Here is a 26,975-nt window from a genome sequence, read left to right as displayed (position 1 = left end):
CTGTAAAAAGTTCAAGATCAAGGCTTGCGCAATTTCGAAGAATGCAGCGTACTTGGCCGTACGTGAAATTCTGAGAAATTGCGCGTAACGCAGATATTGGACTTTTTACGGCGCCATCACTGTTACTTGACCGGAAAAACAACCGGCAGCAACAGAACCCCGGCCCGTTTTTTCCCGTCTGCAACCTGCACAGCACCACGAAAGCGCAAACACAGCCCGGTATAACCATAAAGTTGCATTAACCTGATAATTGAACTGAAAGGGGGATGGATGGAAGATTTCCTTGGTATGATCAGTGGATTTGTCTGGGGACCTGTAACAATCGTTTTGCTGGTCGGCACGGGAATTTTGCTGACCATTGTGGTTCCGCTGATTCAGCTTCGAAAGTTCGGCTATGCCTGGAAACTGATCTCCGGCAAGTATGACGACCCAAAGGACAAGGGAGAAATCAGTCATTTCCAGGCCCTGACAGCAGCGCTTTCAGCCACCATCGGCACGGGCAATATTGCCGGGGTGGGCACAGCCATAGCCATTGGCGGCCCGGGGGCCATGTTCTGGATGTGGGTCACCGCGGTTTTCGGCATGGCCTTAAAATACGGGGAATGCCTGCTTTCCCTGCATTACCGGACCATCCACCCCGACGGCGTGGTGGGTGCCGGGCCCATGTACTACATTGAAAAGGGCCTGGGGCAGAAATGGCTCGGGGTCTTGTTTGCCGTATTTGCAGCCGTGGCCTCATTTGGCATCGGCAACATGGTCCAGGCCAATTCCGTGGCTGAACCCGTGCTGACCTATTTCGGGATTCCCAAGCTGGTGACCGGCCTGCTCATCGGCATCCTTGTTTTCCTTGTGATTGTGGGCGGCATCAAGCGCATTGGCCAGGTGGCCAGCCGGCTGGTGCCCATTATGGCCACTTTTTATGTCATCGGCTCTTTGGTGGTGATCTTTGCCAATATCGGCCAGGTTCCGGCCGCCTTTGCCATGATCTTCACTGACGCCTTTACCGGAACGGCTGCCACCGGCGGCTTTGCCGGCGCAGCCGTGGCACAGGTCATCCGTTTTGGCGTGGCCCGGGGCGTGTTTTCAAACGAGGCCGGTCTGGGAAGCGCACCCATTGCCTGGGGTGCGGCCAAAACCAGTGAACCGGTGCGCGCCGGTCTGATTTCCATGCTCGGCCCCTTTATTGACACCATTGTGGTCTGCAGCATGACCGGTCTTGTCATTATTATCACCGGCGCCTTTACCACAGGTGAGACCGGTGCGGACCTGACGGCCAAGGCATTTAACATGGGACTTCCCGGCCCGGGCGGATACATCGTGGCCATCGGCATTATCTTTTTTGCCTTTTCCACGGCCATTACCTGGTCCTATTACGGTGACCGCTGCATTGATTATCTTTTCGGACAAAAACTGGTCATGCCCTACCGGGTGCTTTACTGCCTGCTTCTGCCGGTGGGCGCCTATGTGGAGTTGTCCACAGTCTGGACCATCTCGGATATATTCAACGCGCTGATGGCCTGGCCCAACCTCATCGCCCTGATCTTTTTAAGCCCGGTCATCATCCGCCTGACCCGGGAATACTTCAACGATCCCAAGCGGGTCTATCCCGCAGATATCGGATAACGACGGCACGGAACGCTGCTGAAATTCTGAATTTTCATGGACCCGATCCCCTGCCGGCCGCCAAGGCCGGCAGGGGATCGGCCATCGCAGTTCCTATGCTGCATGCTGCCATTGATTTTAAGGAAAGCCGGGACAGAATTTTATATGATACGAGAGTGGATTGAACAAAAATTTTTAGTAAAGGCTTGACCGGGAATCTGCATTTTCTTACTTTAAGGTAAGGAACAACAGATTACAGCAGGAGATCATGATGCACGCAACCTTGACAAGCAAAGGGCAGATTACGCTGCCGAAAGATTTAAGAGAAAAACTCGGGCTTACAACCGGAGATCGGATAGAATTTATACTGGAAGAAGACCATGGCGTACGACTGGTGGCCAGACATACACCGGTCAGCAGGCTCAAGGGCATGCTGCCCAGGCCCCAAAAGCCGGTATCGCTTGAGGAAATGGACCGGGCCATCCAGGAAGGAAGCCGAAAAGAATGATCGGCCTGGACACCAATGTACTGGTCCGCTATCTAACCCAGGATCATGCCGGGCAGTCCGCGCAGGCCAACCATTTGATCGAGTCGTGTTGTACAAGGGAATCTCCGGCAATGATCGCAACAGTTGTTCTCAGTGAATTGGTATGGGTTTTGCGCGGAGCCTACAAATACAAAAAACACTGGGTGATCAAGGTTCTTGAGCAGATTCTCTCCACAAAAGAGTTTGCCATCGAAGAGCCGCATACCACCGGATCTGCACTTGCCGCCTATCGGAGGGGAGCAGCCGATTTTTCAGACTATGTCATTATTTATAAAAATCGTTCAGCCGGATGATAGGAATCCTTGTGCTTCCAGTGAAACATGGTGTCTGCGCCGTCATAACCGGCTTCATAAGGCACCTGAAAGGCATGGGCCGCGCGGGTGTTGTAATCGAAATCGCCGTTGCTGTAATACAGGCTGAAAAAATTGAGCAGGTGATTGTAAACCCGGGCTTCGAGATCCGGCAGGGAAAGCTTTTCCGCCTGCGCCAGGGTTTCCAGATGGTGTTCGGCTTGTTTGCGATCCGCCTCATCGGCAAGTTCCTGCAGCTTTCCAAACCCCTGCCGGGCAGCCGCGTCATTGGGGTTTTCCCACAGGGGCTGCCACAGCTTTTCCCCTGTTTTGCCGGATTGCGCGGCAAAAGCTGCCAGCCAGTTGCGGGCCGTCTCGGCCGAGGTTTGCTGCACGCCTGCCAGGGCCTCTTTTACCACCGCCCGGAGGGAATCTTTTCCTTCACCGTCACCTAATTTGAGCGATTTTCAAGTTTGCCGTAGATACAAGGAAGAGGCAGACTCGCTATAGTCAACTATGCGAGGTTGCATCTGACGCAGTAGCTGCGGTAAAATTGGAAATCCCGGAGGGTTTCAGATTTTTAAAATATAAATTGGTGTTATCCTTTAAAATTAATTGCTTTTAAAAATCTGAAACGCTCAATTTAGGCGTCAATAAAGGCGCTGATAAAATGCTGCTTGAGCCGGATGATCCGGTATATCCCGAAATCCAGATCATGGTCGTCAAACTGGAACACCTCCTTTAAAAATACCTGGAGCTGGGAAAAAGCCGTCTGTGAAGTCATGAGTCATCCCGGGATTTACTGCTGTTTCAGGTAAGGTAAAAAAACTTATGCATAAACCGCCCCGCCGGAGATAACCGGCTTGAGGCGGGGTTTTAAGGAATTCGTGCTTGATTCTATCATTTTCGCATGATGCCGCCCCGGCGGTGTAAATTGCTTTTTACGGTGCCATCAAGATTGGGGGTGAACCAGCCGGAAGAACTCACAAATTGAATTTCTGAATCACGGCTTTTAAAAATGCATCAAGATCCCTGACGTCATTGTCAAGAATACCGTAAATCCTTTCAAGGTCCAGCTTGCCGTATTCATGTACAATGAGATTTCGCAATCCCACTGCTTTAACCATTTTTTCACAAAGGGGCCTGTCAATATATCCGTTTTCCTCAAGACAGTAAAACATCTCATTGGTGCTGCCGGGAGCAGGCAGGCCCTGGGTGCTTATGATATGGGATGCAATGTCAATGCAGTTCTGGACGGCCAGCTGCAGGTTGAAAAGGGCGATGTCCTGGGTATTTAAATCCTCTGAAAAAACCCGGAAAGATCCCACAGGCAGGCGCTGCAAACGGGTGAGGTGCTTTTTGGCCGCGCTGATTTTTGCCAGCAGGACATCTTTGTCAACCATTTTCACGACTCCAGAATCTTTTGTTTCATGCCGTCCTGCATCTGTTTCAGGTAATAATTGAAATCCGCAATCCTGGAGACGGCAATCATTGTAAAATAAGCGTCAAAATATGAATCGCGCACCAGGATGCGCCTGCCTTTGGTCAGAATCTGCTTGAGCAGCACTTCTCCTGCATGGTTCATCACTACCGGGTCAATATCCTTTTTCAGGATTCTGCCGAGTTCAACCAGGTATTTTTCCTGAAGCGTGATTGCGGATCCAAGATATTTATGGTGCAGAAGGACGGCGATATCCACGTCGCTTGCAGTTCTTTGTCTTTCAGCGGCCCGGGAACCGAACAGGTAAACCGAAGCCACCTCTTGTCTATGCTGAAAATAATTTTTGATTTTCTCATCCATGCCGGCCATATTCTTCCCCTGCTTCCGATTTTCCGGTTGATCACCTGAATGGATTTTGGATTTGCAGTTTTTCCTCTATGATCCGGCCATCGTGCATATCCTCGGAATACAGGATTTCACAGTTTCCGATCAGTGCGGCTGAAACGATCATTGAATCATATACACTCAGGCCGTAACGCTTTGCTACTGCCATTGCCGTTTCATGTGTTTCAGGGGTGAGGGAATCGGCCGGGCAGACCAAGCGAACCAGGGTCAACACCTCTGTGATATCCTCCCACGACATATTGAGTTTGCGCCGGGCAACGTTTGCCAGTTCGTTTAGCACCTGCACACTGATCCGGCCGCCCGCGCGCAGGATCTCTTCGGCCCGGTCCGCCCTAAAATCATCTTCAGAGAGGAGATAAACAAGGATATTGGTGTCTATGAAAGGTTCAGGAGCGGGCATTGGCATCTTCCCTGTCAAATCTGAAATCAGACGGCAGATTTCCCCGGAATTTTCTCAATTTCGACAAAGCAGCCTCCCTGCCGGGTTTTTTGCGGATCTGAAAAACCCGTTCATCTGCGATTACGATCTCAATGTCGTCTCCCTCCTTCAGCCCCAGGGTTTTGACAACCGAGGCGGGCAGGCGGAGGGCCAGGCTGTTTCCCCATTTTGAAACGCGCATTTTCCATCCTTCCTCTGGATATACTTTTTTATAAAGTATATCAATTGTCCGGGCAAAGTCAATTCTTAACCGCCAAAAACCGGAACCCACAATTTTGATGGCGCCATCTAAAAACTTATTTTTTACGAAACCATCAATTTTCACGCAGCAGGAAAAAATCAGGTGAAAATATTCGTGCAGGCGGCATTTTGGCGCAAAGACTATTTGTCCAGCTCAGACAAATCAAAGTCAGGGGCAAAGGGGTTTGTGACCTTCACGCCGGCATAATACTGACCTGTATTCAGATCCTCGGACAGGATATAATCGCACTCGGCGGTTTCAGCCGCGGCGACAATGCTGGCATCCCAGAAGGAAAGCCGGTATGCACTCCGGATTTCAACCCCCCGGCGTACCATAGCAGGCGATGGCGCAATGATTTTAAAGACTTCGAGAAGCTTGAGCTGCCTGAGCACAACAGCGGCATCCTGCGTCAGTTTTGTCAGTGCGATATTGGCATACTCCTGGAGCACCTGAATGGAGAGCACCCCGTTTTTTGCCCTCATGCCCCTCTGAATCACTTCTATCGCCCTGGCCTGCTTTTCTCCCGCGTTGCGGTCATTGGCATAGATGACAATATTGGAATCAATAAAATACCGCATCATGAAACAACCGTCTTTCGTTTATGGGCCGCTTCACGGTCAAAAACAAAACCTTCCGGACTGGCTCCCCCCTCTTGTTTTGCCAGCATGGCAAACTCTTCCGCGATTCTATCCGTATCCGATATGCTGGCGAGCTGTTCCATGTACTCCCGGATCATACGGTTCAAACTGGTTCCCTGCCGGGCTGCATATTCCCGTGCTTTTTTTACAAGCTCTTCATCTGCGGAAAGTGTTATATTCATTACAACCTCCTTTACACATATAAACCTTATGTGTAAACAAATAAAACCCCTAACCGCCAAAGTCAAGACGAAAATCTCCATGCACAGGTTATCTTGCTGGAGAGAACCGGCCTGATGCGGGCAAATTTGACCTTTGCCGCAGGCAAAGCTATATTTATGAATTCAAAAGCCATTTCATGTTTTTCATTTCAACCCTTTCCGGCGACATACACACAGCCGGGGCAAAAACACAGGAGAGAGCGGTCATGAAAAAAAGACAAATCAAGGAAAATATTTACTGGCTGGGCGCGATTGACTGGGACCGGCGGCTGTTTGACTCCCTGATCCCCCTGCCCGACGGCACGAGCTACAATGCCTATCTCATCAAGGGCAGCGAGAAGACCGCGCTTTTGGACACTGTGGATCCGCCCATGGAAGACACGCTCATGGAGCAGCTCCGGGGGGTTGAAAAAATCGACTACATCATCTCCCATCATGCCGAGCAGGACCATTCCGGCACCCTCGGCCGGGTGCTGGAAAAATTTCCCGAAGCAAAGGTGGTGGTCACTCCCAAGGCCAAAGACATGCTCATGGACATGCTCCGGCTTGACCAAAGCGTATTTTCCCCTGTTGAAGACGGCGATATTTTGTCTTTGGGAGATAAAACCTTAAAATTTATTTATACGCCCTGGGTACATTGGCCCGAAACCATGGTTTCCTACCTGGAGGAAGAGCGCATATTGTTTAGCTGCGATTTTTTCGGCTCCCACATTGCCACTTCCGATCTTTTTGTCACCGACCAGGGACGGGTATACGAGGCCGCCAAGCGCTATTTTGCCGAAATCATGATGCCGTTTTCCAAAATCATCGCCAAAAACCTGGAAAAGCTCAAACCCTATGACATTGACATGATCGCCCCAAGCCACGGCCAGATCTACGATGCGCCCGGCTGGATCATGGATGCCTATGATCAGTGGGTCAACGGCGCGCCCAAAAACCTGGTGGTGCTGCCCTTTGTCTCCATGCACGGCAGCACCCGGCAGATGGTGGATCACCTGGCCGCAGCCCTCACAGACCAGGGCGTGCGCGTGGAGCTGTTTAACCTGCCGGTCACCGATATCGGCAAACTGGCCATGTCCCTGGTGGATGCGGCCACCATTGTGGTGGGCACGCCCACGGTCCTGGCCGGCCCGCACCCCATGGCCGCATACGCCGCATTTCTGGCCAATGCCCTGCGGCCAAAGGCCAAGTTTCTTTCCATTATCGGCTCCTACGGCTGGGGCGGCAAAACCGTGGAAACCCTTGCGTCCATGACCGGCAACCTCAAAGTGGAGGTCATTGATCCGGTATTGTGCAAGGGCCTTGCCTCGGAAAACGATTTCAAGACACTCGATAACATGGCCGCAGCCATTGCCAAAAAGCACAAAGACCTGGAGCTGGCATAAATCCCCCCGGCGGGCGAAAAAAGACAAAGGAGCCCATCATGGCGGAAAAAGACTTGTTTTCGGGATTTCGGATCAAAAACGCGCATTTGAAAAACCGCATTGGCCTGGCGCCCATGACGCGCACGTCTTCTGTCAAAGACAGCGTGCCGCGCCGGGATGTGCTCGACTTCCTGGTACGGCGGGCCCAAAACGGCGTGGGCCTTGTTTTCACCGAAGCCGTGCTCACAGACTACGAAAGCGCCCAGGGCTATCCCCGCCAGTCCCGGATGGTCACCCAGCGCCAGATCGAAGCCTGGAAACCGGTGGTCCGGGCCATCCGGGAGGCCGGCAGCACAGCGGTCATGCAGATGTTTCACTGCGGCCGGGTGGCCTGGCCGGAGATCAATCCCGCCGGCCGGATCATCGCCCCGAGCCCGGTGGCGCCCAAACAGGAAAACCCCCTTACCGGAGAGCCTTTTCCGGTGCCTGATGAAATCAGCCGATTTGACATTGATCCGGCTCACCCGGCAGAAAACCGATAAGCCGCTGATGATCTGCGGCGGGATCTATGACCGCAAAACAGCCGACCAGGCCCTGCAGGACGCAGACATTGTTTTATCCGGCAAATCCCTGCTGCTCAATGCCAACTGGGTCGATGACATTGCCAACAACAGGCCGCTTGAACCCCGCACTCCGCAGGAAGCCAATGTGGCCTACACCGACGAGCCGCTGCCGTAAACAAGGCCATAAAAAGGTTCGTCTGAAGTGAACCGGCTTATTCCAAAACTTCCACCCGGTTTCGGCCGCGCTGCTTGGCCCGGTACATGGCCCTGTCCGCCCTGCGCAAAAGCTGGGTAATGCCTTCTCCCGGATAATATTCGGCAACCCCGAAACTGCAGGTCACCCGGCCGGCGGCGGAAAACCGCTGCCCGGCAACCGAATTGCGCAGATGCTGGACCAAAATCACCGCCCCTTTCATTGATGTATCCGGGCAGAGGACCAAAAATTCCTCCCCGCCCCACCGGCCGATGCTGTCGGCCTGTCGGATATTGGCATGCAACAGACCGGTGATCTGCTTTAATACATGGTCTCCGGCCTGATGGCCGTACGAATCATTGATTTTCTTGAAGTGATCCACATCCAGCATAATAACGGAAAACGGCTGGCGGGTTCTTCGGATGCGCCGGATTTCGTTTAGCAGGAGATCTTCGGTTTTGAGCCTGTTGAAAATGCCGGTCAGGGCATCTGTGACCGAAAGCCTTTCCAGTTCCCGGCTTTTAAGGGCCAGCGCCTGATGGGCAATGCCCAGATCCCGGTTTAAGCGGGCCAGTTTTCTGTTCCAGAAAGCAAACAGACTCATGAGCACAGCCACAACCCCCAGAATCTGAAACAGCAGCAGGGTATCAAATCCCTTGTCATACCGGATCGAAAGCCATTTGCGGGTAATCCGGCTCACCTCCCGGCCGGAGACCGACTCCAGGGCCTTGTCCATGATGGAGGCAAGGGCCTGATTGTCTTCGGCAATGCCCAGGCCCAGTTGTTCCTTGTACGGGGTCTGCCCGGCGATTTTTAAATCATAAAGCCCGAGTTCGTGGAGGATATAGCTGACCCGGTGCAGGCTTCCCAGGGCGATTTCAGCCTCATCCCTGGCCACTGCCCGCAAAACCCCCTTCAGGTCCGGATAAAAACGAAGCCGGATGCCGGGATACTGATCCTGCAAATAATCCGCCACCGGGTTGTCCTGCACAATACCGACTTTTCGGCCTTCCAGGGCGTGAAGATCCGGAATATAAGGCTGTCCGTCTCTTGCCACCATCACGTTAACAGATTCGATATACGGTTTGGACACGACAAACGGGCCTTTTTCCCGGCGGCTTTTCGACACTGCGGAAAGCAGGTCGCAGCGGCCGCTTTCCAGGGCGTCCAGGCTCTGCTCCCAGCTTTTTGTGGGCACAAAGCGGATGGGCACGCCGATTCTTTCCTCCAGCAGAGCCATGATATCTGCCGAAATCCCCCTGTGAGTCCCCTTTTCATCGATTTCTTCAAAGGGAAGCCATGAAGGCCGGCCGCAGATGCGGATTTCCCCCTTTTCTTCCAGCCACTGGCGCTCCTGCTGGGAAAGCATGACCCTGAGTCCGCCCCACTCGGTCTGCTCCCGGTCCAGCCACCCTCCGGCCGGCCAGATCCCTTAAGCGCGTGAGCCTCTCATTTCCCTGGCGCACCACGATGCCGGAAAAAATGGTTAAATAAGAATCGGTAAACGCGATGTATTCTTTGCGGTCAGGCGTGGGTACCACATCGCAGAGGCAGTCAATATCACCGCTTTGCAGCATTTCCATGATATCGTTCCAGCCCTGGCAAGTGACATACTCAATTTCAACACCGAGATTGTCTGCCAGAAGTTCCATATAATCAATGCAAAACCCCCTGGGCCGTCCCCTGTCGTTAAAATTAAACGGCGGCCAGTTCTGGACGTTGTCCACCCGGAGCACGGGATTTTTGCGCAAAAAAACCTTTTCCGCCACAGTCAGGTCCGAAACGCGGGTCTGTTCCACGGAAATCCATTTTTCCGCAAGTTCCACTTTTTCCCGGTCTGTTACTGTTTCCATGGCTTTTTCAAGAATCCCTGCAAGCAGATCCATCTCCGGGCGCACAGCCATGTGGAGTCCCTGGGGACCCAGTTCAGGGGCCCTGGTCTCGCCGCATATCTGCAGGCTGCCCAGAAAGCGCGTGGCCATGAGATAGGCCACGGTTCCAAGGTAGCCGATGTAGGCGTCAGCCTCGCCGTATACAACCGCCTCAAGGCCTTCCTGGGTATTTTGAACCTGAAATACGTCAATTTCCGGATAAGCCGAGCGCAGTACCTCTTCCTGCTTATAACCCCTGGCAGCCGCAACGGTCTTGCCGCTGAGATTCTCTACTGTCTGAAATTTTTCTGCATTTTCCTTTGCCGCAACAATCACATAGGGCAGTTCCAGGTAGGGTCCGGTAAACCGCATAAACCGCTCCCGGCTCCCGGATATCCACAGGCATGGCAAAAGATCGATTTTGCCCTGTTTAAACAGGCCCAGCAGCTCAAACCAGCTATAGCCGTTGACATATTGAAAGGATATCCCCAGGCGCCGGCCCAGAAGCTCCAGGTGATCAATGGCATAACCCTTGGGCCGGCCGTGCTCGCTGAAGTCAAAAGGCGGCCAGTCATCCTCGTTTCCCACCCGGATCACCGGATGATTTTCAAGAAAGGCCCTTTCTTCAGCGCTGAGTTCAATTTTCGGGGAAACAGAGACAGCCGAAGGCAGCAGATCCGGCCGGCCGGCCGGGCTGTCTTCGGCAAAAGATCCCTGTGCCGCGAATAATACAGCCGGAAGGCAAAGAAGCAGAAAAATAAAAACAGGCGATGTGCAGAAACGCTTCATCTTGTTTCCAGTCAGGGACACGGACACCTGATCCAGGCGATCCGTAAACGTCCCGGCTTTATCAATAAAACCAATGCCCGGTTGGATTCTAAAATTTATAACAAAATTAAAGCGATATGTAAAGCTGAGGATCACCGATACAGACCCGGGCACTCCGCCCTATCGCCGGCCCGCAATAGAGATACTCAGCAGCACGATGCCCGCACCAATAAATCCCGTAAGCGTGAGCTTTTCAGCAAAAAACAAAAAACCGATGCCAATGCCGCATACCGGTTCAAACAAAGCGGTCACCGAGGCCACCTGAGCGGAAATGTAATTCTGGCCCTTAAAAAAAAGCGTATACGGAAGGGCCAGGGAAACGGTTCCCAGCATGATCAGAAACGGCAGGTTGTGCCAGAAGTGTCCCCCCGGGACCTGAACACCAAAAGGAAAAAGTATCAGTGCCACAATCACGCTGCCCCACAGGGTGCGGACCCGGGAGGGCAAACGGCCGGCCAGAAAGCGGCCGAACAAAAACACCCCTGACAGAAATAACCCGGAAAAAAGTCCGCTAACAATGCCCAGCAGTTCACCTGAGCCGCTGTGAACAAGCGCTGCGGGCTCTACAATCAAGGCTGTTCCCAAAAATCCGGCGGCCACGGCAAGCCAGGTCAGGGGTGTGTTTTTTTCCTTTAAGATAAGAGGGCTGAAAATGGCCACATAGATCGGTGCCGTGTAATGGAGCAAAACCGCCTTTGCCACGGACGTGTTTAAGATGGCCAGGTAATAAGTGGTGGCTGTGCCGCACATGGAAAGGCCCGCTGCCAGCAGAACCCAGCGGTGCTTGGCATCAAGCTGCTGCAAAGAGACATCCCGCCGGCCCTCCGGGGTGCGGGCAATCCATAAAAAAAGCGGAACAACACCGATGACCGCCCTGTAAAACACGATGCTCAGGGGCGAATAGGCATCTATGGCGCGCACCCAGATGGGAACCAGGGAAAAACAAAACGCCCCTGCCAGGGTCATTAAAAGGCCTTTGATGCGGGGGGAAACTCTGCCAATCCGTGCATTTTCATATTTGTTTGTGGTTTTGTCACCCATACACAGAGAACCTATAACATATCCCGTAAATTTATGCCATTTCCCTGTCCGGGAACGAAGCCAAAAAATGCATTTACACGAAACAGAAAGTTTGGTATTGTTTGTCGGATAAGAAATATAATATTTTGATTTGACTTTTAAAAGATCATTGCCATTTTAAACAAATACCCGGCATTTACAGTAAACAGCGCCTCCCAATTTCATTAAACAAACAAGACGAACATGACTGAAACCAATATGAACAGCGGAGCAGAAATTTTCCAGCAGGAAGCAGCATCCAAGGAAGGATTGGCTGTTGTTTCAAAAGATTACAAAATCCTTTATTGCAACAGCAGGTTTGCCGCCCTGGCCGACAGTTCATCCAAACAAACAATCGGCACGCCAATAACCGATCTTGTTGGAAAAAAAGACCAGGAACGCATGATTACACTGCTTGGCCAGGCCCATCAACAGGAGCAGGTTTCAGGCGAGTTTTACTTTAAGCCCGGAAACGGGGATAAAATTTTGTGCCGTGCGTCTATGCACAGTCTTAACGTCAATGATCTGAAAGCCGTTTGCGTGATGGTCCAAAATTACGCTGCACCCGGAAACGGGGATGGACAGGAACCGGTCGATACGTCAGCAGAAAAAACAATTGAAAAGCCAACCGATTCGCAAATAGAAGTCATGCTTGTTGATGACCATGAAGTAATGCGCCAGGGGCTTGCCATGCTTTTGTCCAACTACGATGACATCAGCGTCACGGGCGAGGCCGCGGATGGAAAAGAAGCGGTGGAAATGGCCAGGGAACTCAACCCGGATGTGATCCTCATGGATATCAGCATGCCGGAGATGAGCGGAATCGAGGCCACACGCATCATCAAAGCCGAAATGCCGCATATCCGGATCATCGGGCTGTCCATGTTTGACCCCTCGGATCAGGCCGAAGAAATCAGGCAGGCCGGGGCCGGCCAGTACCTGAAAAAAAACGGTGACAAACACGAGCTGCTGAGCACCATCCGAAACAATTCAGTGAACGCTTGCTGATACAAAAGCCACAAAGGCCTCTGCAAGCTCGGGATCAAACTGTCTTCCCGCATGCCGCTGCAGCTCTTCCACCGCTTCCTCCCGGGTAAAGACACGATCATAGGGCCGATGGTGGGTGATGGTGTCAAATGTGTCAACAATTGAAAACATCCTTGCAAGAAAGGGAATCTGCTTTCCTTTCAACCCTCTGGGATAGCCGCTGCCGTCCCACCATTCCCGCTGGCTTAAAATGGCTTCAGCGATCCTGGCTGTATCCCCAAACGTGTTTGTAATCCGATAGCCCGCTTCAGCATGGCGTTTGACCTGCTCCCATTCGCTACTGGTAAGGTCCCCGCATTTGCTCAAAAGGTCGTCCGGCACCACTGCTTTGCCAATGTCATGAAGCCGGATAAACAAAGCCAGATCCTCCATTTGACTGTCTGAAAAACCCAGCTTTTCTGCAAACATTTGGGCCATTTCAGAGGTGCGCTCCACATGACGGTCCAGATCCGGCCATTTGACCCGCAGCCGGCGCAGCAGGGAGGACAGGACAAGCTCCTGGTTTTTCCGGCTTTCGGCCAGTTTGTTTTCATACATCTGCTCTTCGGCCTGCCGGATGACCATGTAGATATTATCGGCTGCCCGGCTTTTTTCCGCAAAGCCCAGTGCAATGCTCGGCGCAACCGCTGTTCCATTGCTTAACTCGGCCTGCCTTTTGATCCGGGAGCAAACACTGCCGGCAGTGGCCGCAGAGGTGTCCGGCAGGATAACGGCAAATTCATCACCCCCCCACCGGGCAATCACATCCTCGTTTCTGCAGGCTTTCCTCAATATTTCCGCAATTTTCTGCAGAAGTCGGTCGCCTTCCTCGTGGCCGAATGTGTCGTTGACCAGCTTGAGATTGTTTAAATCCCCGATGATAAAACTCACCGGAAGGTTCCGGCCGGTATCCAGCCGCTTGATTTCTTCTTCAAAATAAGCGCGGTTATACAGGCCGGTGATACTGTCGTGAAAACTCACATACCGGATATGCTCTTCTGCCTTTTTGCGCTCTGTAATGTCTCTGGCAACCATCATTACACTGCGCACCCGCCCGTGAGGATCAAACTCGGGAATCAGCCGTCCCCAGAAATAGCGCTGCTCAAACAATCCCCGGAAGCCAAACTCCGTATTGATTTCCCTTCCGGAGCTGATGGCTTTGCCTGCTTCTTTTTCCAAAAGGGCGCAATACGCCTCGGGCATTTCCAGCTCCCTGCACGTCCGGCCGACGCATCGTTCCCTGGGGATGCCTGTCATGCGCTCATAAGCGGCGTTGACAAATTGACACCGCAACTGCGGATCCAACCGCACAATGACATCCGGGGAATTTTCCACCAGGGTGCGAAACTCAAACTCCCTGCGCCGAAGGGCTGCCTCCATTTTCTTGCTTTTTGTAATATCCCGGAAACTGGTCACTGCATGGGTGACTTCCCCCCTGTCATCCAAAACAGGAGCGGAGATCATTGAAACCACGGACTGCGAGCCATCGGGCCGGGCCATCATCCATTCCTCGTTCATGACCACCTCGCCTTTTTGAATACAGCGCCAGATGGGCATCTGTTCCAAGGCCAGGGGTTCTCCGTTCATACCGGCAACATTGAGAAACCGGCCATATTGCTGAAGAGAGATATTTTTAAACGCCTCCTGGTCCTTTCCGGCAAATTCGGCCAAATGCCGGCTGACCATCAAAACGCGCCGGCTTTGGGCATCGACGAGCAAAAACCCCTCAGGCACGTTATTGATGACCGTCTCAATGATCCGGCGCTCGGATTCAGCCTCCAGGGCACGCTGCTGAGCCATATTCAGAGAGGCGATCATCATCTCCTCGGTCTCTTTGCGCCCGGTGATATCGCGCATCACCCCGATACGGTAAAGCGGGCCGCCATTTTCATCCCGGATGACCCGGAAATAATCGGCCAGCCATCTGTAGTCGCCGTCTTTGGCCTTAAACGCATATTCCAGAAGCCCGGAGGAACGCTCAGAATTCTGAATCAATTCAAGTTTGCCCTCCACCTCCTGAATGTGGTCCGGGTGAATCCGGGCCAGAAAATCACTGATGCCCATGGCTCTGAATTCTTCAGGCAAATAGCCGGTGATCTGTTCAATAACAGGGCTCACGTAATCATAGGCGTCAGATTGAATATCCCGGCGATAGGCGGCATCCAGGGAGTTTTCAAGAACTGTGCGGAATCGGCTTTCGCTTTCGGCAAGCTGTTTTTGCTTCTGTTTGAGGGCGTTCTGGGTTTGCTTGATTTCGGTGATGTCGTGGGCAAATATCATATAGGAAATCAGATTTCCGGATGCGTCGCATTCCGGCACAATACTGGTGGCATACCATTGCTTTGCAAATTTCACCTCCAGCTTCTGCGTCTGCCCCTGTTGCGCGGCAGCGTCCATGGCGGCCTGAATGGATCGGAGCCATTTTTTCGAAAACTTTACCTGACCCGCAACCCGGCCCAGCAGTTGATCTTTCGGGATTCGGGCCACTTGTGCGTATTTTTCATTTACAAACGTATACCGCCGCTGCGCGTCAAGACGCGCCATCAGATCCGGATACCCTGCCACAAGTGCGCATGCTTGATGACTCACTATTGTTTTCCCCGTTTTTGCCGGCAAATATGATGGCGCCGTAAAAAGTCCAATATCTGCGTTACGCGCAATTTCTCAGAATTTCACGTACGGCTAAGTACGCTGCATTCTTCGAAATTTCGCAAGCCTTGATCTTGAACTTTTTACGGCACCATCTGAAATCAGACTTTTTACGGTGCCATCAAATATATTTCCATTTAAAAGTCTAATATATTCCGTAAATGCAAGATTCGCAAACCGAAACCCCACCTGCCGGCAAGGGCAAAGAATAAATTTAAGGAAAACAAAAGCAGGGGCCCCCGGATGGTTCCGGGAGCCCCTGCAGGGGTTAAACATCCGCTGTCACCTGTTTTACGACGAGGTCTCGGCGAGTTCATCCAGACGCTTGCGGATCATCTCCAGTTCGGATTGCAAAGCATCGGCTTGCTGCTTCAGACCCTGTTTTTCGGCTTCCGGATCGGCTGCGGCATAGGGCGCACCCTGCGCTCGGGCCGGAAGCCCCGTGGCGAAAAACCGGTTGCGCCAACCAAAACCGCCGCTGAAAAAACGCCGGCCAAAGCCGCGTCCCCGGCCGAATCCAAAACCCGGACCCCGTCCGGGAGCGGCATTGGCAAATCCAGGGGCAGCAAAGCCTCCGCAATATCCGGCACCGCGTCCGGTCATTGACCCCATTCCCATGGGACCTGTACGATCTCCTGCTGGCATAATCAAAGACCTCCTTTCATTTTTTCAGATGCCGGCCAGCCCGCTTGGGACTGACCGGATTGTGTATTTAGTGCCTGAACGAAAACCGTCTTTTTCGCCAATCTCTGCGTCCGGCTCAAATTTTAATCCTCAAAATACGTCTAATATTCCTGCGGTTAAAATTTTCGCCGTCCTTGACCTTGACGAAAAATCCTGGTTTTCGTTCGGGCACTATTTATCAATTATATATTTGCATCGGCCGTGCCAAACTTTTTTCCTGATTTTATTAAAATGGAATATATTGTTTTTTTAATGATTTTATTGCAAATAAAGAAAAAAGGAGCTTTATGTGTATTGCATATCTGCAATGCTTTTCTCTGCGGTAACTGCAGAATTGATACCATAAACCAATCCAACAGATGGCTTGACAAGGACGCAGACCAGGGGGCAAAATAAAAAAATCCGTCTGGAACAAAAGGCGTTTGAATGGAGCCGGAAAGAAATCAAAAAAAACCGGGAAAAACATAAAAGGCATGAAAACCGGCAGCATGTGCCGCTAAATCCATGCCCATGTCATGGCAATGCACTCATATGAGCAAATTTGATACCATCGACCGGGCCAGAAAGACCCTCGGGCTTCCGGAATGTGCCACCATGGCGCACATCAAGGCCAATTACAGGGAACTGCTCTATCGCTGGCACCCGGACCGGTTCCCGCAGGACCCGCAAAAGGCCGCTGAAAAGACCCGGCAGATCACGGAAGCCTACAAAACCCTCATGGATTACTGCAACAATTACAGATACTGTTTTTCCGAGCAAACCGTAAAAAGACACCGCTCTCCCGGAGAACTCTGGATGGAACGGTTTGGCGATGATCCGGTTTGGGGAAAAAAGGACAAAAGCGGATAAAACCAGCTATTTCTTCAACTCTGCAATCATCTCCTCGACCTCGCCGTAACCTTCCTTGTAAAATGGCATTTCATTTTCCTTAAAAAACAAATCCGTTCCGGCTTCTAAGTAACTTCAGAAAAAATTACTGTTATAGGTCGATCCCGGGCCGCGGCCGCAGGGCTTCCTTCCTGCAAAAACAGCGAACGCGGTAAAAGGCTTTTTACAAGACGTGCTGTATTTTTACGGCAAACTCCCGGATGGAAAAGGGCTTTTCAATAAAATGCAGGCCCTTGTCAAAGACGCCGTGATTGGCAATCACATCGGCTGTGTATCCGGACATGTAAAGCACCTTTATCTCCGGGCAAATGGACTCAACAGCTTCTGCCAGACGGCGTCCGTTCATTTCCGGCATAACCACGTCTGTGATCAGCAGATGAATCGGACCGCCGTGGCCCCGTGCCTGCGCCAGTGCGCCGGCAGGAGAGTCTGCGACCAGCACTTCATAACCCAGTTGCTGCAGCATAATCTGACCCATTTTCATGATCCCGGGCTCGTCTTCAACCAGCAGAACGGTTTGGCCGCTGCCACGGGGAACTTCCCCGGATTCGTCCAGCACAAGGGTTTTGGCCTCATCAGCATGGCGGGGCAAATAAATCCTGAAAGTGGTGCCTTCTTGCAGTTCACTGTAAACATTGATAAACCCATTGTTTTGCTTGACGATTCCGTACACTGTGGCCAATCCCAGTCCGGTGCCCTTACTGACTTCCTTGGTGGTGAAAAAGGGCTCAAAAATATTTTCCACCATCTGCCTGTCCATGCCCGCGCCGTCGTCGCTTACAGCCAGCAGCACGTATTCGCCCGGCAAAAATCCCGCGTGATCCCGGCAGTACTGCTCATCAATGCGGATATTATGGGTCTCAATGGTGATATGACCCACCCCGGCAATGGCATCCCTGGCATTGACACACAGGTTGGCCAGGATCTGATCGATCTGGGTGGGATCCATTTTCACCGGCCACAGCTCCGGGCCGGGCCGCCATGAAAGATCAATGTCTTCACCAATGAGCCGGCGCAGCATCTTTAACATACCTTCCACGGTTTCGTTTAAATCCAGTGAAGCCGGGTTGATGGTCTGTTTTCTGGCAAAGGCAAGCAGCTGACGGGTAATGTCGTTGGAACGTTTGGCCGCATTTAAGATCTCGGTGAGATCCCCATGCAGGGGATCTTTCGGATCGACCTTGTCCAGGGCCAGTTCAGCGTATCCGATGATCACGCTTAACATGTTGTTGTAATCATGGGCCACGCCGCCGGCCAGGCGGCCAACGGACTCCATTTTCTGGGCCTGCTGGAGCTGTTGTTCAAGGGATTGCCGCTGCTGCTCGGAGACCTCCTGCTGTTTTTCCATCTCGAGTACAGCCAGGGCATAGGCCAGATCATCGGCTATTTCCGTAAAAAGCGACTGCTCCTCGGTATCCTGGCCAAGCCCGTGGGAGAGGGCCACGGCAAGGTAGCCAAACACTTTTTCCGCGTGGGCAAGCTGCACGCACATGACGTCTCTTTCAGCGCATTGATCGGAAATGGGACAATCCCCGCAGGTCTTGTCCTGGTCATGGATCATCACGACCCGGCCCGCCTCCGCGGCCTGGCGGCAGCATTGCGGAAGCTCGCCGCTGGAAAGTGTTTCCTGGAGGAGCAGAAAAACCTCTCCCATTCCCGCTTCGCTCCAGGATGCGGGATATCCCGTGTCATCTGCCAGAACGATCAGCACGCTTGCATAACCGCGGTTGTCCACCAGAAGCCGGCACGCCTCCCGGATCAATGCTTCAGGGTCGCGTTCGCGGACAATGAGCTGATTGACGTCCCGAATCGCACGCAAAACATTGTTTAAATGCTCGATGCGCTCCTGGGCCCGCTTGAAATCGGTGATATCCAGGCAATGGCCGATATAGCCGATAAACTGTCCGTTGAAATCATATCTGGGACTGCCGGCATCCTGAATCCAGCGGTATTGTCCGTCATGTCGGCGAAGACGATAAATCATGGAAAACCGCTCATGCCGGTCAAAGGCCCTTTGAAATATCTCAATGCACCGGTCCCGGTCCTCTGGATGCACGCCCTGGATCCAGCCCTCGCCCTTTTCCTGGGACAAGCTCCGGCCGGTAAATTCCAGCCAGGCCCGATTGAAGTAATCGCACTGCTTGTTGACGTCCGCGGTCCAGATCAGGGCGGATCCGGAATCCGCCAGGTTGCGGAAATGCTGCTCGCTTTCCTGGAGCTCAGCGGTCCGGCGCGACACCTGCCGGCGAAGCGACCAAGTCCAGGCCACAGAGGCCAGCAGCACAAACAAAAGCGGGCCCAGCACCATTGCCAAATATTTGAGAATCTGGACCAAATCCGGATCTTCACCCGGATAAACCCCCATCCATTTTTCATAAATGCGCCGGTATTCCCCGCTTTCTTCAACTGCCTCAAGGCCCTCGCCCAGTTGGGCCAGCAGGGCTTGATGGCCGTTTTTCACGGCCATGCAGTATTCGGGGGACAAAAACGCATGCCGGCCCACTTCCAGGTTGCCCCATCCGTATTTCTCCATCCAGTAAAGGGCGCTTCTTCTGGCCACCAGAGCGCAGTCATGCCGGCCCCGGGCCAATTCCCGGAGAGCGTCTTCCTGGGCATCCACCACGGATATCCTGTCCTCCAGGCCGTTTTCCAGGGCAAAATCATGCATGATATCCCCGCCCTGGACAACAATGCGCATGTCTTCCAGCTCGTCCACCGAATCCGGGGCAGGCCCCTGGTTTTTGCGCACCACCGCAACATAATGATTCACCTTATGGGGAGGCGTGAAATCAAAAACCCGGTCTCTTTCCGGAGAATAAAACATTCCCTGGATCACATCGATTTCACCGTTTTTGAGGGCATTGCGGATTTCTTCCCAGGGGCCCAGGCGGATATGGATATCCAGGCCCACCTCCCGGGCCACGGCCCGGATCAGATCCACGTTAAAACCCGCGGGCCGGCCATCTTCATCGAGAAACGCGTAAGGGGGATAATTGTGATCTCCGCCCACCAGGATCTGGCGGCCGGGAAGCTGCATGGCGGCAAACCACTTTGCGTGAAGGCGCCGGAAAGTGCCGTCTGCCATGACAAGTGACAGGCCCTCGTTTAAAAGGGCCAGGGTGTTGCGATCGCCTTCTTTGACCGCAAAACAGAAATCCTGGCGGAATTCCTCCACGGGTTTGTTAACGATTTCCAGGTTGGTGAGCCCGGTTTCCTGCAAAAGACGCAGGGCCACCAGGCGTTGGATGAAAACGGCATCATATTGGCCCTCGGACAATCCGTAAAGGGCCTCTTCAAAGGTGGTCGTGGTGCGGATGTCAATACCGCGGTCTTTGCGCCGCAGAAATTCTTCGGTGTTATCGCCCTTCATCACCGCCACCTGCCGGCCCTCCAGATCAGAAAGCTTCCAGATGCCGGTGGTGCCCCGGCGCACGACTATGGCCCCGTGAAGTGACATGTAGGGGAAGGTGAAATCAAAGATTTCTTCGCGTTCCGGTGTGCGGCCCACAAGGGGCAGGGCCTGGATTTCGCCGTCTTCCAGCCAGCCCCGGACCTGATGCCAGGGTCCGGTGCGGAAAACCACGTCCCGGCCCGTTGCAGACAGGGCCGCGCGCATGAGTTCAACGGAAAAACCGTCTGCACGGCCCTGCTCGTCAACAAAGCAAAATGGCGGATAATCAATCTCTGATGCGGAAAGAACAGGGGTTTGGGCCCGGCCGACAACCGGGAGGGCAAACAGGAAAACCGCCGGCAGAATCATTGTCCATAACAGCGCCCTGCGAAAGGAGCCGATCACAGCCTTTATTTGCAGCCCTTCGGCAGTCGGTACCTTTTTGATTATGCCCACAGCAAACAGCCTCTGTTTAAAGGTAACCCGGATCATGGCCTGTCTTTTATACCATAACGCGGCTGAACCCCGGCTTCAACCAAAAAAAAGGCGGATTTGTTTAAAAAACAAATCCGCCAGCAGGTTTTCACTTATGATGATGCTTTACCAGTTTTCGCCCAAAAGTTCGAAATGGGCCTGTGGATGGGCGCAGGCCGGGCACTCCTCCACGGCCTCGGTGCCTTCGTGGAGGTATCCGCAATTGCGGCAGCGCCAGGTGGTGGCGGAATCGCGCTTAAACACCCGGCCGGCTTCAATGTTGGCCGCCAGGTCCAGGTAGCGCTTTTCATGCTGTTTTTCAGCAACAGCTATGGATTCGAGGATCTCTGCGATATCATCGAACCCCTCTTCCCGGGCGGTTTTGGCAAAGCCGGGATACATATCTGTCCATTCATAATTCTCACCGCCTGCGGCTTCCTTCAGGTTCTCCAGGGTGGTGCCGATGACCCCTGCGGGAAAGGCTGCTGCGATTTCCACCTCACCGCCCTCCAGAAGCTTGAAAAGCCGCTTGGCATGTTCTTTTTCCTGGTTGGCGGTTTCCTCGAAAATATCTGAGATCTGAACGTAGCCGTCCTTTTTGGCCTGCTTGGCAAAGTAAGTATACCGGTTGCGGGCCTGGGATTCGCCGGCAAATGCGGTCAGCAGATTCTTTTCAGTCCGTGTTCCTTTCAAACGTGCCATATGGATCTTTCTCCTTTTTCATAATATGGTTAAAATTGATAAGCCTGTAAAAAGTCTTTTTTACAGGCAGTGTTAAGTTTTAAGTGATTAAGTGTTAAGTAAAATCAGAAAGTTGTCTCTTCGGTGGTTGATGGCACCGTAAAAAGTCTGATTTCAGATGGTGCCGGTGCGTTGAGCCGGTACTTTTGATCATAAGCACACAACATAACAATTCCGCTCTGCAGATGCAAAAATTTTCACCCCAAAATCCTTGTCCGGTTTTTACTCCGGGCCGTGGTCAAATTCAATTATCCGGGCAAAGCCGCGGTCAACTCCCGGAAAAACCTCGTGATAAAGCGGGCTGTCAGGTCCCACCCGTCCGCCCATGTCATAGGTGAATTCGGCAGCGGCTGCATGCCGGAACCAGTAGCCGGTGAGCACCGCACCCCGGGCGTCATAGCAGGAATGAAAATGAAGGAATTCGTCTTTTGGCGCCGGCCGGCTCTCTATCCATTGTACCGGGGCCTCCGGGAAATACACCGGGTTGATCCGCCCGGAAGCGGGTATCTCAAAATCGGATTCCGGCAGCCGGGCCAATACGGCCGTGCCTTCAAAAAGCCTCGTGTTTTCCGGAAGGTCTTTGGTATAAAAGCTGCGCTCGTTAAAGCAGACAAACTCCAGCCGGGTGAAATCCCCCGGCGTTTCCGGCCGGAAATAATAGCCCACAAAGGGCCCGAAACCATAAACCCGGTCCCCCTGCTCCACCCGGATCTGTGCCAGATATCCCCGCGGCACCTCCAGGTCCGCGGTCTTTTCCCCGGCCTGGCCGCAGCCGATTATCTGCAGGCAGGCCAAAACAACGGCTGCCCCAAAAACAAGCCCTTTAACCGACCGGGTCATTTCAATCCCTTTCCCAGAGCATGCCGATGCCCAAAATGCTGGCGGCAAAAACCGCCACAAGAACCACCGCGGCCGCAAGCTCACTGCCGAACCAATCCGCCAGGGTGATCTGGCCCAGGTTGGTGGGCGCATGCAGAAGCGGGATCAAAATCTCATGCACCTGGGCAAACAGGGCGGTACCGGCAAGCCCGCCGAGCAGGGCAAACACCGCGTCCATCCGCCCCTCTCCGGCCGCCGCCCAGGTGGTGCCCGGGCAATAGCCGCAAAGCCCCCAGCCGATACCAAACAGCACACCCGCAATCCCGGTGGCCACCAGGCTCGCGGGAATGATCAGTGTCCGGCCAACGCCCGAGACGTCAAGCCCCAGCAGGCCGATGGCGGACAGCAGCACGGCAAGGAGCATGAAGCGCGGAATCCCGCCTTCGATCATCAAATGCGCCCGGGCCATCTTGTCCGGGTTGGTGGCCCCGACCCGCTGGATCACAAATCCAAACGCAATGCCGGAAAGCAAGCCAAGCCATATCTGGGAACTCATTGGCCCTCCTTTCCTGCCCTGCCGTAAACAATCCGGGCTGTGAGCATGGCAAAGGCAAAAATCAGCACACCAAAATACAAACCGCTGACAGCCAGCTGGGTGGAGCCGGAAATAAACAGCCCCAGGGTGCAGCCCCCGGTGAGCCGGGATGCAAACAGGATCACAAACCCGCCGGCAAAAGTGGCTGCATACCGCTTGATCCGGCTGCTGCCGAAGCGCTTCTCCCATATTTCAGGAATGTCGCGCACGGGTGCGGGAAAGGTGCGGGCCGCGATAAACCCGCCAATGGCCATGCCCAGCACAAAGGCAAAAACCCATGCCCCCGGGCCTGCTGACATGCGATAATGGGCCTTTGCCTCCACATAATCCGGCGCAACAGGTGCAATGGCGCCTTTTAATACGGCCACAAAACCGGAGGACGAGGCCGGCGGGCCGAATGTGGCAAAAACAAACACAATAATCCCGGCCAGGGCAAAGGCTGCCGAAACCCATTTCCAGTACGGCGGTGACAATTGATTTTTATCCATGATCAACCTCCGCAGGACACGTATCCGCCGGCAGACTCACCGTCTTTGGGCCGGGACGCATCCGGGCTGCCGCCGGTGCTTTGAACCGAACCGGTCATTTTTACCGGCTGCGGCAGAAAATCCCCGGTCAATTCATTCTCCGTGGTCTCCACAGGAAGAAACCTGTCCGGCCGGCCCCATTCCTCCCAGGACGCCTCGTAGGTGTAAACATTTTCAAACCCCATGAGCCGGAGCACGAAATAGGAAAAAGAACTGCGTCTTCCTGAAGCGCAGTAAACAATCACGCCCTTGGCCGGGTCCAGTCCCTTGTAGAGTTCCCGGAGCGCTGGATAGGATTTGATGTCCTTGGTTTCCGGATCGGTCCATGCATCCTGATAATTGACATTCACCGCAGTAGGGATATGACCGAGCTTCAGGGGCGTGCCGTCAACGCCTTTGGAGCCCTTTTCTCCGAGATATTCCTCCCTGGAGCGCACATCCACGATCTGATAGTAAAAATCTCCCAGGCGGCGGTAAATGAAATCCGCGTCAATCAGCAGATGCTTGCGCATTTGCTCAGATGCGGCCTGGTAGGTGACGGGCTCGGGCTGTCTGGGCTGGTCTGCGATCTCATAGCCGGCATCCGCCCATGCGTCAATGCCCCGTTTAAGGATTTTCTTGTTTTCATGGCCCATTACATCCAGAATCCAGAACACATATGAGGCTGTTGCCCCGCCGTCGCGCTCCACCGAGTCATAAAGCAGCACCGTATCGGTGGGGGTTATGCCGTGGCCGCCCAGAATCTGCTGGGCCTGCTCCACCCCCCTGAATAAGGAACCCAGGTTGTTGCCAATGTCGTTAAAACGAAATTCCGACCAGGGCATCCGGATCGCCCCGGGGATCACCCGGCCGTCAAAGTATTTGTCCCTGCGGACATCAACGATAACCACATCCTTGTCTTCCATGTGGTCTTTGACCCAGCGGGCATCGGCAACAAACTGTTTGTTGGGATAACCGGCCGTGTCCTGGGCTGCGGAGCCAAACGACCACAGCACGCCCAAAAACAAAATCACGGCAATAATGACATGCCTGAATGCAAAACGTTTTTTCATTTTGGGGGTCTCCTGTTGCCGCGCTATGCGGGATACAGATCAGCGAACGGAAAAGAGCCGGGCGGGTCCGGCTCTTTTCCGTTTGACGAAAAGGGCTTTAGGATTTCCACAATCCATGCACGTTACAGTATTCACGGGCGACTACATTGGGGCCGGTCCCCTTGAAAACCGCTTCGGGCGCCTGGCCCGGCTTCAGGTAATGACGGCAGGACTGGTCGCCGTCGATGATTTCCACCCATTCAATGTAATGCTTTTCCTCCATGGGATGGGGATTGCTGCCGACCTTGACCTTGACGCCGCCGTCAGCGGCCTCGACCACGGGCACGTGTTTTTCCTTGCCCTCGTCTGTGCTCTTTTCCTCAAACAGCTTCATGTTCTCCCCGCAGCACACCAGATCGCCGGCGCCGCCGTGGAGTACCTCAACAATGTTGCCGCACGCTTCACATTTGTAAATCTGTTTTTGTTCTGCCATGGATAAGTCTCCTTTCTTTGCTTTTTTGGACGTATTGGTTTAAATGCATCAGGGCGGGCCCGCAAGGCTGCGGCCCGCTCCGGCCCCGCTCGACTGAGCGCGGATGAAAAAACCCTGCCGCATCTCATTTATCAATATATGCATTGACCCAAAAAAACGCCAACAAAGAAAATGACCGGAATATGGTTCTTGCGGTTGATACAGACGCGGTTCAGGCCGTAAGCAGAAAAAAGGAATAATTCCTGCCCAGAAAATGGTTGCAGACAAGAACTGTCCGAACCGAAGCGGGCGATCGGACGTGGCTGGAGCGGCCAGGACGGACTCGGGGATGGTCCGGGTTTTCAATATCCCGGCACCGAGCCAGACCCCGAAGGAAGATGCCGTGGCGTATTCGCCTGTTAAATGTTTAAAACAGACCTCAGCGGCATCCGGTGTTTCCAGCCGGGCGTTTCGAAGACAGATGGTGGCGGCAGAAAGTCCCATGCGCAGCATGCGGCTGAGCCGGCGCATATGGAAGGGGTTGATGTAATCTTTGAAATTCGGCGCAATGCAGGTCAGTACATTACCGTCATACTCAATGACCTCCGGCAGAAATGTTTCGTTGTCAAATGTCTGCTGGGGCGAAATAACGCCCGCACCGTTGATATAAATATTCATGCCGTTGCCGTTGATCAGCATTTGGCAAAGAGCAGCGATGTGGTGCTGCCTCCGAAACCAAGAAGGGGGTCCAGGCGGTCCGCCTGATCCCGTGCCCACGTAACCCAGCTCTCGTATTCATCCGCATTGACGTATACCACATGGCCATTTCGATGTTCCTTCTCGACCGCAGCGGCAAAATCACGGATCTGAATGCTTTTTTGATGGTTCCCGGCATCGGTGATCAAGTTCGAGACACGCTTGCGCTCTTCTTGAATCTTGCGATTCAGTTCAGCCTGGCGTTGCCGCTCTTCCTCTCTCAGGCGTGCCATCTCTTGTTGCTTCCGTTCCTCTTCCTCTTTCTGTTGCCGGTATTCCTTTTTCTTTGCGGCTCGTTTGATGAGTCCGATCACAAAGGCATCCAGACTGTCTTCAAGCTGTTTACGCTTCGTGTCACGCCGGTTTTTCCGGAAATTGTCGCTGTAAAAATAGCTGCGGTCATGAATAGTCAGACAGAGCTTACCCGAAGGGACTCGCACATAGTCGAACCGGCTGTGGCCAAATTGGTAATACCCGTCCAGGTCCGTGTCCTTGGCTTGTGATACTGCATTTAACCTTCCCTCCAGATACCGGCCGTCACCAGGCGTTGAATCAGCGCCTTGCGCCGCAGGTGGCCGGCCATGAACTTTTTGAGTTCTTGTTGAAATTGCTTTTTGGTCGCAAACAGATCATAGGCTTCGGCGATGTCAACGAGTATGCGGCAGGCCTCGCCATAGCCCCGCCCCGATCGGCGCTCGACGGGTTCTTTGACCGACGCCCAGGCCTTGGGAAAATCGCTGGATAGATTCTCCAGATACGCCTTGCGTTTCTCACGGTGCTTGACCTCTCGTTGCTTTCGGTACAGTTCATCCCGTACCGGTGCCAGACGCGCCATCCAGCCGCGGCCGTCCTCCATACCTAAACGGTCGTAGTTTTCCGACTCCTCCACGCTCCAGATGATGATCCAATGGGTTTTGGTGGGCTTGATATCCAAAAGATAAGGTGCGGCCACGGCCTTGGCCGTCTCTTGGGTCAATGCCTCCATGGGCAGCCGCACCATGAATATGGCTGTCATCCAGTTTGCCACATAAACGTGGGCATCGAAATAACGTTCCATCAGCTTTTCCGGGTCGCCCTTGAAGTCGCCCCAGTTGTACTCGTTGGTGAAGCTGACTGGCGTGATCGTGGCCCGCGTGGAAAGCGCCCGCAGCTCGTCCATTTCCTCTTTTGTCAGCGGCCGCTCCATGGCCAGGAATTCATAATACTGGTATTCGCTCATG

At 53.4% G+C, this 26,975-nt stretch carries 31 protein-coding genes; 8 read left to right on the top strand and 23 right to left on the bottom strand.

The window, feature by feature from the left end:
• Positions 1 to 270 precede the first annotated feature (270 nt).
• The 3 genes from ACTCIA_RS11015 (at position 271) to ACTCIA_RS11005 (ending at position 2,442) form a co-directional block, all read left to right on the top strand.
• On the top strand, positions 271 to 1,623 hold the full coding sequence (locus ACTCIA_RS11015) for an alanine/glycine:cation symporter family protein (RefSeq protein ID WP_463001869.1): 1,353 nt from the start codon (positions 271 to 273) through the stop codon (positions 1,621 to 1,623).
• A 247-nt stretch (positions 1,624 to 1,870) separates the two neighbouring features.
• Positions 1,871 to 2,110, top strand: coding sequence for an AbrB/MazE/SpoVT family DNA-binding domain-containing protein (locus ACTCIA_RS11010; RefSeq protein ID WP_463001868.1), 240 nt, complete (start codon positions 1,871 to 1,873; stop codon positions 2,108 to 2,110).
• Positions 2,107 to 2,442, top strand: a complete 336-nt coding sequence (locus ACTCIA_RS11005) for a PIN domain-containing protein (protein ID WP_463001867.1) — start codon at positions 2,107 to 2,109, stop codon at positions 2,440 to 2,442. Before ACTCIA_RS11010 ends, ACTCIA_RS11005 begins: the two co-directional genes overlap by 4 nt.
• Here ACTCIA_RS11005 and ACTCIA_RS11000 read toward each other — a convergent pair.
• From ACTCIA_RS11000 to ACTCIA_RS10965, 8 genes are all read right to left on the bottom strand, one after another.
• Positions 2,418 to 2,834, bottom strand: coding sequence for a hypothetical protein (locus ACTCIA_RS11000; protein ID WP_463001866.1), 417 nt, complete (start codon positions 2,832 to 2,834; stop codon positions 2,418 to 2,420). The genes ACTCIA_RS11005 and ACTCIA_RS11000 overlap by 25 nt on opposite strands.
• A 248-nt stretch (positions 2,835 to 3,082) precedes the next feature.
• Positions 3,083 to 3,223 carry a hypothetical protein gene (locus ACTCIA_RS10995; RefSeq protein WP_463001865.1) on the bottom strand — a complete coding sequence of 47 codons (141 nt, stop codon included), beginning with the start codon at positions 3,221 to 3,223 and terminating at the stop codon, positions 3,083 to 3,085.
• 199 nt (positions 3,224 to 3,422) lie between these two features.
• The gene (gene hepT / locus ACTCIA_RS10990) at positions 3,423 to 3,842 is read right to left on the bottom strand and encodes a type VII toxin-antitoxin system HepT family RNase toxin (RefSeq protein WP_463001864.1); all 420 of its coding nucleotides are present in this window, start codon (positions 3,840 to 3,842) and stop codon (positions 3,423 to 3,425) included.
• A 2-nt stretch (positions 3,843 to 3,844) separates the two neighbouring features.
• Positions 3,845 to 4,249 (bottom strand): type VII toxin-antitoxin system MntA family adenylyltransferase antitoxin, encoded by a 405-nt coding sequence (gene mntA / locus ACTCIA_RS10985; RefSeq protein WP_463001863.1) that lies wholly within the window; start codon positions 4,247 to 4,249, stop codon positions 3,845 to 3,847.
• Positions 4,250 to 4,280: 31 nt separating this feature from the next.
• The gene (locus tag ACTCIA_RS10980) at positions 4,281 to 4,685 is read right to left on the bottom strand and encodes a PIN domain-containing protein (RefSeq protein WP_463001862.1); all 405 of its coding nucleotides are present in this window, start codon (positions 4,683 to 4,685) and stop codon (positions 4,281 to 4,283) included.
• Positions 4,672 to 4,905, bottom strand: coding sequence for an AbrB/MazE/SpoVT family DNA-binding domain-containing protein (locus tag ACTCIA_RS10975; protein ID WP_463001861.1), 234 nt, complete (start codon positions 4,903 to 4,905; stop codon positions 4,672 to 4,674). The genes ACTCIA_RS10980 and ACTCIA_RS10975 overlap by 14 nt, the downstream gene beginning before the upstream one ends.
• A gap of 200 nt (positions 4,906 to 5,105) precedes the next feature.
• A complete protein-coding gene (locus ACTCIA_RS10970) occupies positions 5,106 to 5,546 on the bottom strand; it encodes a PIN domain-containing protein (protein ID WP_463001860.1) in 441 nt (146 codons plus the stop codon).
• Positions 5,543 to 5,785 carry a DUF6364 family protein gene (locus ACTCIA_RS10965; protein WP_463001859.1) on the bottom strand — a complete coding sequence of 81 codons (243 nt, stop codon included), beginning with the start codon at positions 5,783 to 5,785 and terminating at the stop codon, positions 5,543 to 5,545. Before ACTCIA_RS10965 ends, ACTCIA_RS10970 begins: the two co-directional genes overlap by 4 nt.
• A 245-nt stretch (positions 5,786 to 6,030) precedes the next feature.
• Here ACTCIA_RS10965 and ACTCIA_RS10960 point away from each other — a divergent pair, with 245 nt between their 5' ends.
• Genes ACTCIA_RS10960 through ACTCIA_RS10950 form a run of 3 tightly spaced genes read left to right on the top strand, consistent with a single transcriptional unit; the run spans position 6,031 to position 7,926 of the window.
• Positions 6,031 to 7,209 (top strand): FprA family A-type flavoprotein, encoded by a 1,179-nt coding sequence (locus ACTCIA_RS10960; RefSeq protein WP_463001858.1) that lies wholly within the window; start codon positions 6,031 to 6,033, stop codon positions 7,207 to 7,209.
• 38 nt (positions 7,210 to 7,247) lie between these two features.
• Positions 7,248 to 7,730: an oxidoreductase gene (locus ACTCIA_RS10955; protein WP_463001857.1), complete on the top strand. Its 483-nt coding sequence runs from the start codon at positions 7,248 to 7,250 to the stop codon at positions 7,728 to 7,730.
• Positions 7,699 to 7,926 (top strand): hypothetical protein, encoded by a 228-nt coding sequence (locus ACTCIA_RS10950; RefSeq protein WP_463001856.1) that lies wholly within the window; start codon positions 7,699 to 7,701, stop codon positions 7,924 to 7,926. Before ACTCIA_RS10955 ends, ACTCIA_RS10950 begins: the two co-directional genes overlap by 32 nt.
• A 37-nt stretch (positions 7,927 to 7,963) precedes the next feature.
• On the opposite strand, the gene ACTCIA_RS10945 is transcribed toward ACTCIA_RS10950, so the two are convergent.
• The 3 genes from ACTCIA_RS10945 to ACTCIA_RS10935 form a co-directional block, all read right to left on the bottom strand.
• Complete coding sequence (locus ACTCIA_RS10945) at positions 7,964 to 9,313, bottom strand: transporter substrate-binding domain-containing diguanylate cyclase (RefSeq protein ID WP_463001855.1); 1,350 nt, start codon at positions 9,311 to 9,313, stop codon at positions 7,964 to 7,966.
• A complete protein-coding gene (locus ACTCIA_RS10940) occupies positions 9,231 to 10,604 on the bottom strand; it encodes a transporter substrate-binding domain-containing protein (RefSeq protein ID WP_463001854.1) in 1,374 nt (457 codons plus the stop codon). The genes ACTCIA_RS10945 and ACTCIA_RS10940 overlap by 83 nt, the downstream gene beginning before the upstream one ends.
• Before the next feature lie 159 nt (positions 10,605 to 10,763).
• Positions 10,764 to 11,684 carry a DMT family transporter gene (locus tag ACTCIA_RS10935; protein ID WP_463001853.1) on the bottom strand — a complete coding sequence of 307 codons (921 nt, stop codon included), beginning with the start codon at positions 11,682 to 11,684 and terminating at the stop codon, positions 10,764 to 10,766.
• A 222-nt stretch (positions 11,685 to 11,906) separates the two neighbouring features.
• Here ACTCIA_RS10935 and ACTCIA_RS10930 point away from each other — a divergent pair, with 222 nt between their 5' ends.
• Entirely contained in the window at positions 11,907 to 12,710 is an 804-nt protein-coding gene (locus ACTCIA_RS10930; RefSeq protein ID WP_463001852.1) for a response regulator, read from the top strand.
• On the opposite strand, the gene ACTCIA_RS10925 is transcribed toward ACTCIA_RS10930, so the two are convergent.
• Both ACTCIA_RS10925 and ACTCIA_RS10920 read right to left on the bottom strand, forming a co-directional pair.
• Positions 12,693 to 15,317, bottom strand: a complete 2,625-nt coding sequence (locus ACTCIA_RS10925) for a PAS domain S-box protein (RefSeq protein WP_463001851.1) — start codon at positions 15,315 to 15,317, stop codon at positions 12,693 to 12,695. The two genes, ACTCIA_RS10930 and ACTCIA_RS10925, sit on opposite strands and share 18 nt — an antisense overlap.
• A 351-nt stretch (positions 15,318 to 15,668) precedes the next feature.
• Entirely contained in the window at positions 15,669 to 16,022 is a 354-nt protein-coding gene (locus ACTCIA_RS10920; protein ID WP_463001850.1) for a DUF5320 domain-containing protein, read from the bottom strand.
• Between the two features lie 570 nt (positions 16,023 to 16,592).
• On the opposite strand from ACTCIA_RS10920, the gene ACTCIA_RS10915 reads away from it, so the two are divergent.
• Entirely contained in the window at positions 16,593 to 16,910 is a 318-nt protein-coding gene (locus ACTCIA_RS10915) for a J domain-containing protein (RefSeq protein WP_463001849.1), read from the top strand.
• A gap of 202 nt (positions 16,911 to 17,112) precedes the next feature.
• On the opposite strand, the gene ACTCIA_RS10910 is transcribed toward ACTCIA_RS10915, so the two are convergent.
• The 10 genes from ACTCIA_RS10910 to ACTCIA_RS10865 all read right to left on the bottom strand — a co-directional run bounded on the left by ACTCIA_RS10910 (position 17,113) and on the right by ACTCIA_RS10865 (position 26,974).
• Positions 17,113 to 20,796, bottom strand: coding sequence for a transporter substrate-binding domain-containing protein (locus ACTCIA_RS10910; protein WP_463001848.1), 3,684 nt, complete (start codon positions 20,794 to 20,796; stop codon positions 17,113 to 17,115).
• A gap of 144 nt (positions 20,797 to 20,940) precedes the next feature.
• The gene (gene rbr, locus ACTCIA_RS10905; protein WP_463001847.1) at positions 20,941 to 21,516 is read right to left on the bottom strand and encodes a rubrerythrin; all 576 of its coding nucleotides are present in this window, start codon (positions 21,514 to 21,516) and stop codon (positions 20,941 to 20,943) included.
• 261 nt (positions 21,517 to 21,777) lie between these two features.
• On the bottom strand, positions 21,778 to 22,395 hold the full coding sequence (locus tag ACTCIA_RS10900) for a hypothetical protein (protein WP_463001846.1): 618 nt from the start codon (positions 22,393 to 22,395) through the stop codon (positions 21,778 to 21,780).
• Position 22,396: 1 nt separating this feature from the next.
• Positions 22,397 to 22,930, bottom strand: a complete 534-nt coding sequence (locus ACTCIA_RS10895; protein ID WP_463001845.1) for a YeeE/YedE thiosulfate transporter family protein — start codon at positions 22,928 to 22,930, stop codon at positions 22,397 to 22,399.
• Positions 22,927 to 23,457, bottom strand: coding sequence for a YeeE/YedE thiosulfate transporter family protein (locus ACTCIA_RS10890; protein ID WP_463001844.1), 531 nt, complete (start codon positions 23,455 to 23,457; stop codon positions 22,927 to 22,929). The genes ACTCIA_RS10895 and ACTCIA_RS10890 overlap by 4 nt, the downstream gene beginning before the upstream one ends.
• A gap of 2 nt (positions 23,458 to 23,459) precedes the next feature.
• Positions 23,460 to 24,548, bottom strand: a complete 1,089-nt coding sequence (locus ACTCIA_RS10885; protein ID WP_463001843.1) for a sulfurtransferase — start codon at positions 24,546 to 24,548, stop codon at positions 23,460 to 23,462.
• 97 nt (positions 24,549 to 24,645) lie between these two features.
• Entirely contained in the window at positions 24,646 to 25,020 is a 375-nt protein-coding gene (locus ACTCIA_RS10880) for a desulfoferrodoxin (RefSeq protein WP_463001842.1), read from the bottom strand.
• Positions 25,021 to 25,068: 48 nt separating this feature from the next.
• Positions 25,069 to 25,698, bottom strand: a complete 630-nt coding sequence (locus ACTCIA_RS10875) for a hypothetical protein (protein WP_463001841.1) — start codon at positions 25,696 to 25,698, stop codon at positions 25,069 to 25,071.
• Positions 25,692 to 26,195 carry a hypothetical protein gene (locus ACTCIA_RS10870; RefSeq protein ID WP_463001840.1) on the bottom strand — a complete coding sequence of 168 codons (504 nt, stop codon included), beginning with the start codon at positions 26,193 to 26,195 and terminating at the stop codon, positions 25,692 to 25,694. The genes ACTCIA_RS10875 and ACTCIA_RS10870 overlap by 7 nt, the downstream gene beginning before the upstream one ends.
• Positions 26,196 to 26,266: 71 nt before the next feature.
• Entirely contained in the window at positions 26,267 to 26,974 is a 708-nt protein-coding gene (locus ACTCIA_RS10865) for a hypothetical protein (protein ID WP_463001839.1), read from the bottom strand.
• Position 26,975 lies beyond the last annotated feature (1 nt).

It is taken from the genome of Desulfosalsimonas sp., assembly GCF_055149105.1.
Note: the sequence above shows the minus strand (reverse complement) of the source record. Positions and strands in the feature narration are given on the sequence as shown.

Coding starts and splice junctions, on each gene's coding strand:
- ACTCIA_RS10880 (WP_463001842.1), bottom strand. CDS start 25,020: ATGGCAGAACAAAAACAGATTTACAAATGTGAAGCGTGCGGCAACATT.
- ACTCIA_RS11005 (WP_463001867.1), top strand. CDS start 2,107: ATGATCGGCCTGGACACCAATGTACTGGTCCGCTATCTAACCCAGGAT.
- mntA (WP_463001863.1), bottom strand. CDS start 4,249: ATGGCCGGCATGGATGAGAAAATCAAAAATTATTTTCAGCATAGACAA.
- ACTCIA_RS10960 (WP_463001858.1), top strand. CDS start 6,031: ATGAAAAAAAGACAAATCAAGGAAAATATTTACTGGCTGGGCGCGATT.
- ACTCIA_RS10920 (WP_463001850.1), bottom strand. CDS start 16,022: ATGCCAGCAGGAGATCGTACAGGTCCCATGGGAATGGGGTCAATGACC.
- ACTCIA_RS10875 (WP_463001841.1), bottom strand. CDS start 25,698: ATGCTGATCAACGGCAACGGCATGAATATTTATATCAACGGTGCGGGC.
- ACTCIA_RS10890 (WP_463001844.1), bottom strand. CDS start 23,457: ATGGATAAAAATCAATTGTCACCGCCGTACTGGAAATGGGTTTCGGCA.
- ACTCIA_RS10915 (WP_463001849.1), top strand. CDS start 16,593: ATGAGCAAATTTGATACCATCGACCGGGCCAGAAAGACCCTCGGGCTT.
- ACTCIA_RS10930 (WP_463001852.1), top strand. CDS start 11,907: ATGACTGAAACCAATATGAACAGCGGAGCAGAAATTTTCCAGCAGGAA.
- ACTCIA_RS10895 (WP_463001845.1), bottom strand. CDS start 22,930: ATGAGTTCCCAGATATGGCTTGGCTTGCTTTCCGGCATTGCGTTTGGA.
- ACTCIA_RS11015 (WP_463001869.1), top strand. CDS start 271: ATGGAAGATTTCCTTGGTATGATCAGTGGATTTGTCTGGGGACCTGTA.
- ACTCIA_RS10940 (WP_463001854.1), bottom strand. CDS start 10,604: ATGAAGCGTTTCTGCACATCGCCTGTTTTTATTTTTCTGCTTCTTTGC.
- ACTCIA_RS10970 (WP_463001860.1), bottom strand. CDS start 5,546: ATGATGCGGTATTTTATTGATTCCAATATTGTCATCTATGCCAATGAC.
- ACTCIA_RS10995 (WP_463001865.1), bottom strand. CDS start 3,223: ATGACTTCACAGACGGCTTTTTCCCAGCTCCAGGTATTTTTAAAGGAG.
- hepT (WP_463001864.1), bottom strand. CDS start 3,842: ATGGTTGACAAAGATGTCCTGCTGGCAAAAATCAGCGCGGCCAAAAAG.
- ACTCIA_RS10865 (WP_463001839.1), bottom strand. CDS start 26,974: ATGAGCGAATACCAGTATTATGAATTCCTGGCCATGGAGCGGCCGCTG.
- ACTCIA_RS10945 (WP_463001855.1), bottom strand. CDS start 9,313: ATGCTTTCCCAGCAGGAGCGCCAGTGGCTGGAAGAAAAGGGGGAAATC.
- ACTCIA_RS10955 (WP_463001857.1), top strand. CDS start 7,248: ATGGCGGAAAAAGACTTGTTTTCGGGATTTCGGATCAAAAACGCGCAT.
- ACTCIA_RS10975 (WP_463001861.1), bottom strand. CDS start 4,905: ATGCGCGTTTCAAAATGGGGAAACAGCCTGGCCCTCCGCCTGCCCGCC.
- ACTCIA_RS10900 (WP_463001846.1), bottom strand. CDS start 22,395: ATGACCCGGTCGGTTAAAGGGCTTGTTTTTGGGGCAGCCGTTGTTTTG.
- rbr (WP_463001847.1), bottom strand. CDS start 21,516: ATGGCACGTTTGAAAGGAACACGGACTGAAAAGAATCTGCTGACCGCA.
- ACTCIA_RS10980 (WP_463001862.1), bottom strand. CDS start 4,685: ATGCCCGCTCCTGAACCTTTCATAGACACCAATATCCTTGTTTATCTC.
- ACTCIA_RS10965 (WP_463001859.1), bottom strand. CDS start 5,785: ATGAATATAACACTTTCCGCAGATGAAGAGCTTGTAAAAAAAGCACGG.
- ACTCIA_RS10885 (WP_463001843.1), bottom strand. CDS start 24,548: ATGAAAAAACGTTTTGCATTCAGGCATGTCATTATTGCCGTGATTTTG.
- ACTCIA_RS11010 (WP_463001868.1), top strand. CDS start 1,871: ATGATGCACGCAACCTTGACAAGCAAAGGGCAGATTACGCTGCCGAAA.
- ACTCIA_RS10935 (WP_463001853.1), bottom strand. CDS start 11,684: ATGGGTGACAAAACCACAAACAAATATGAAAATGCACGGATTGGCAGA.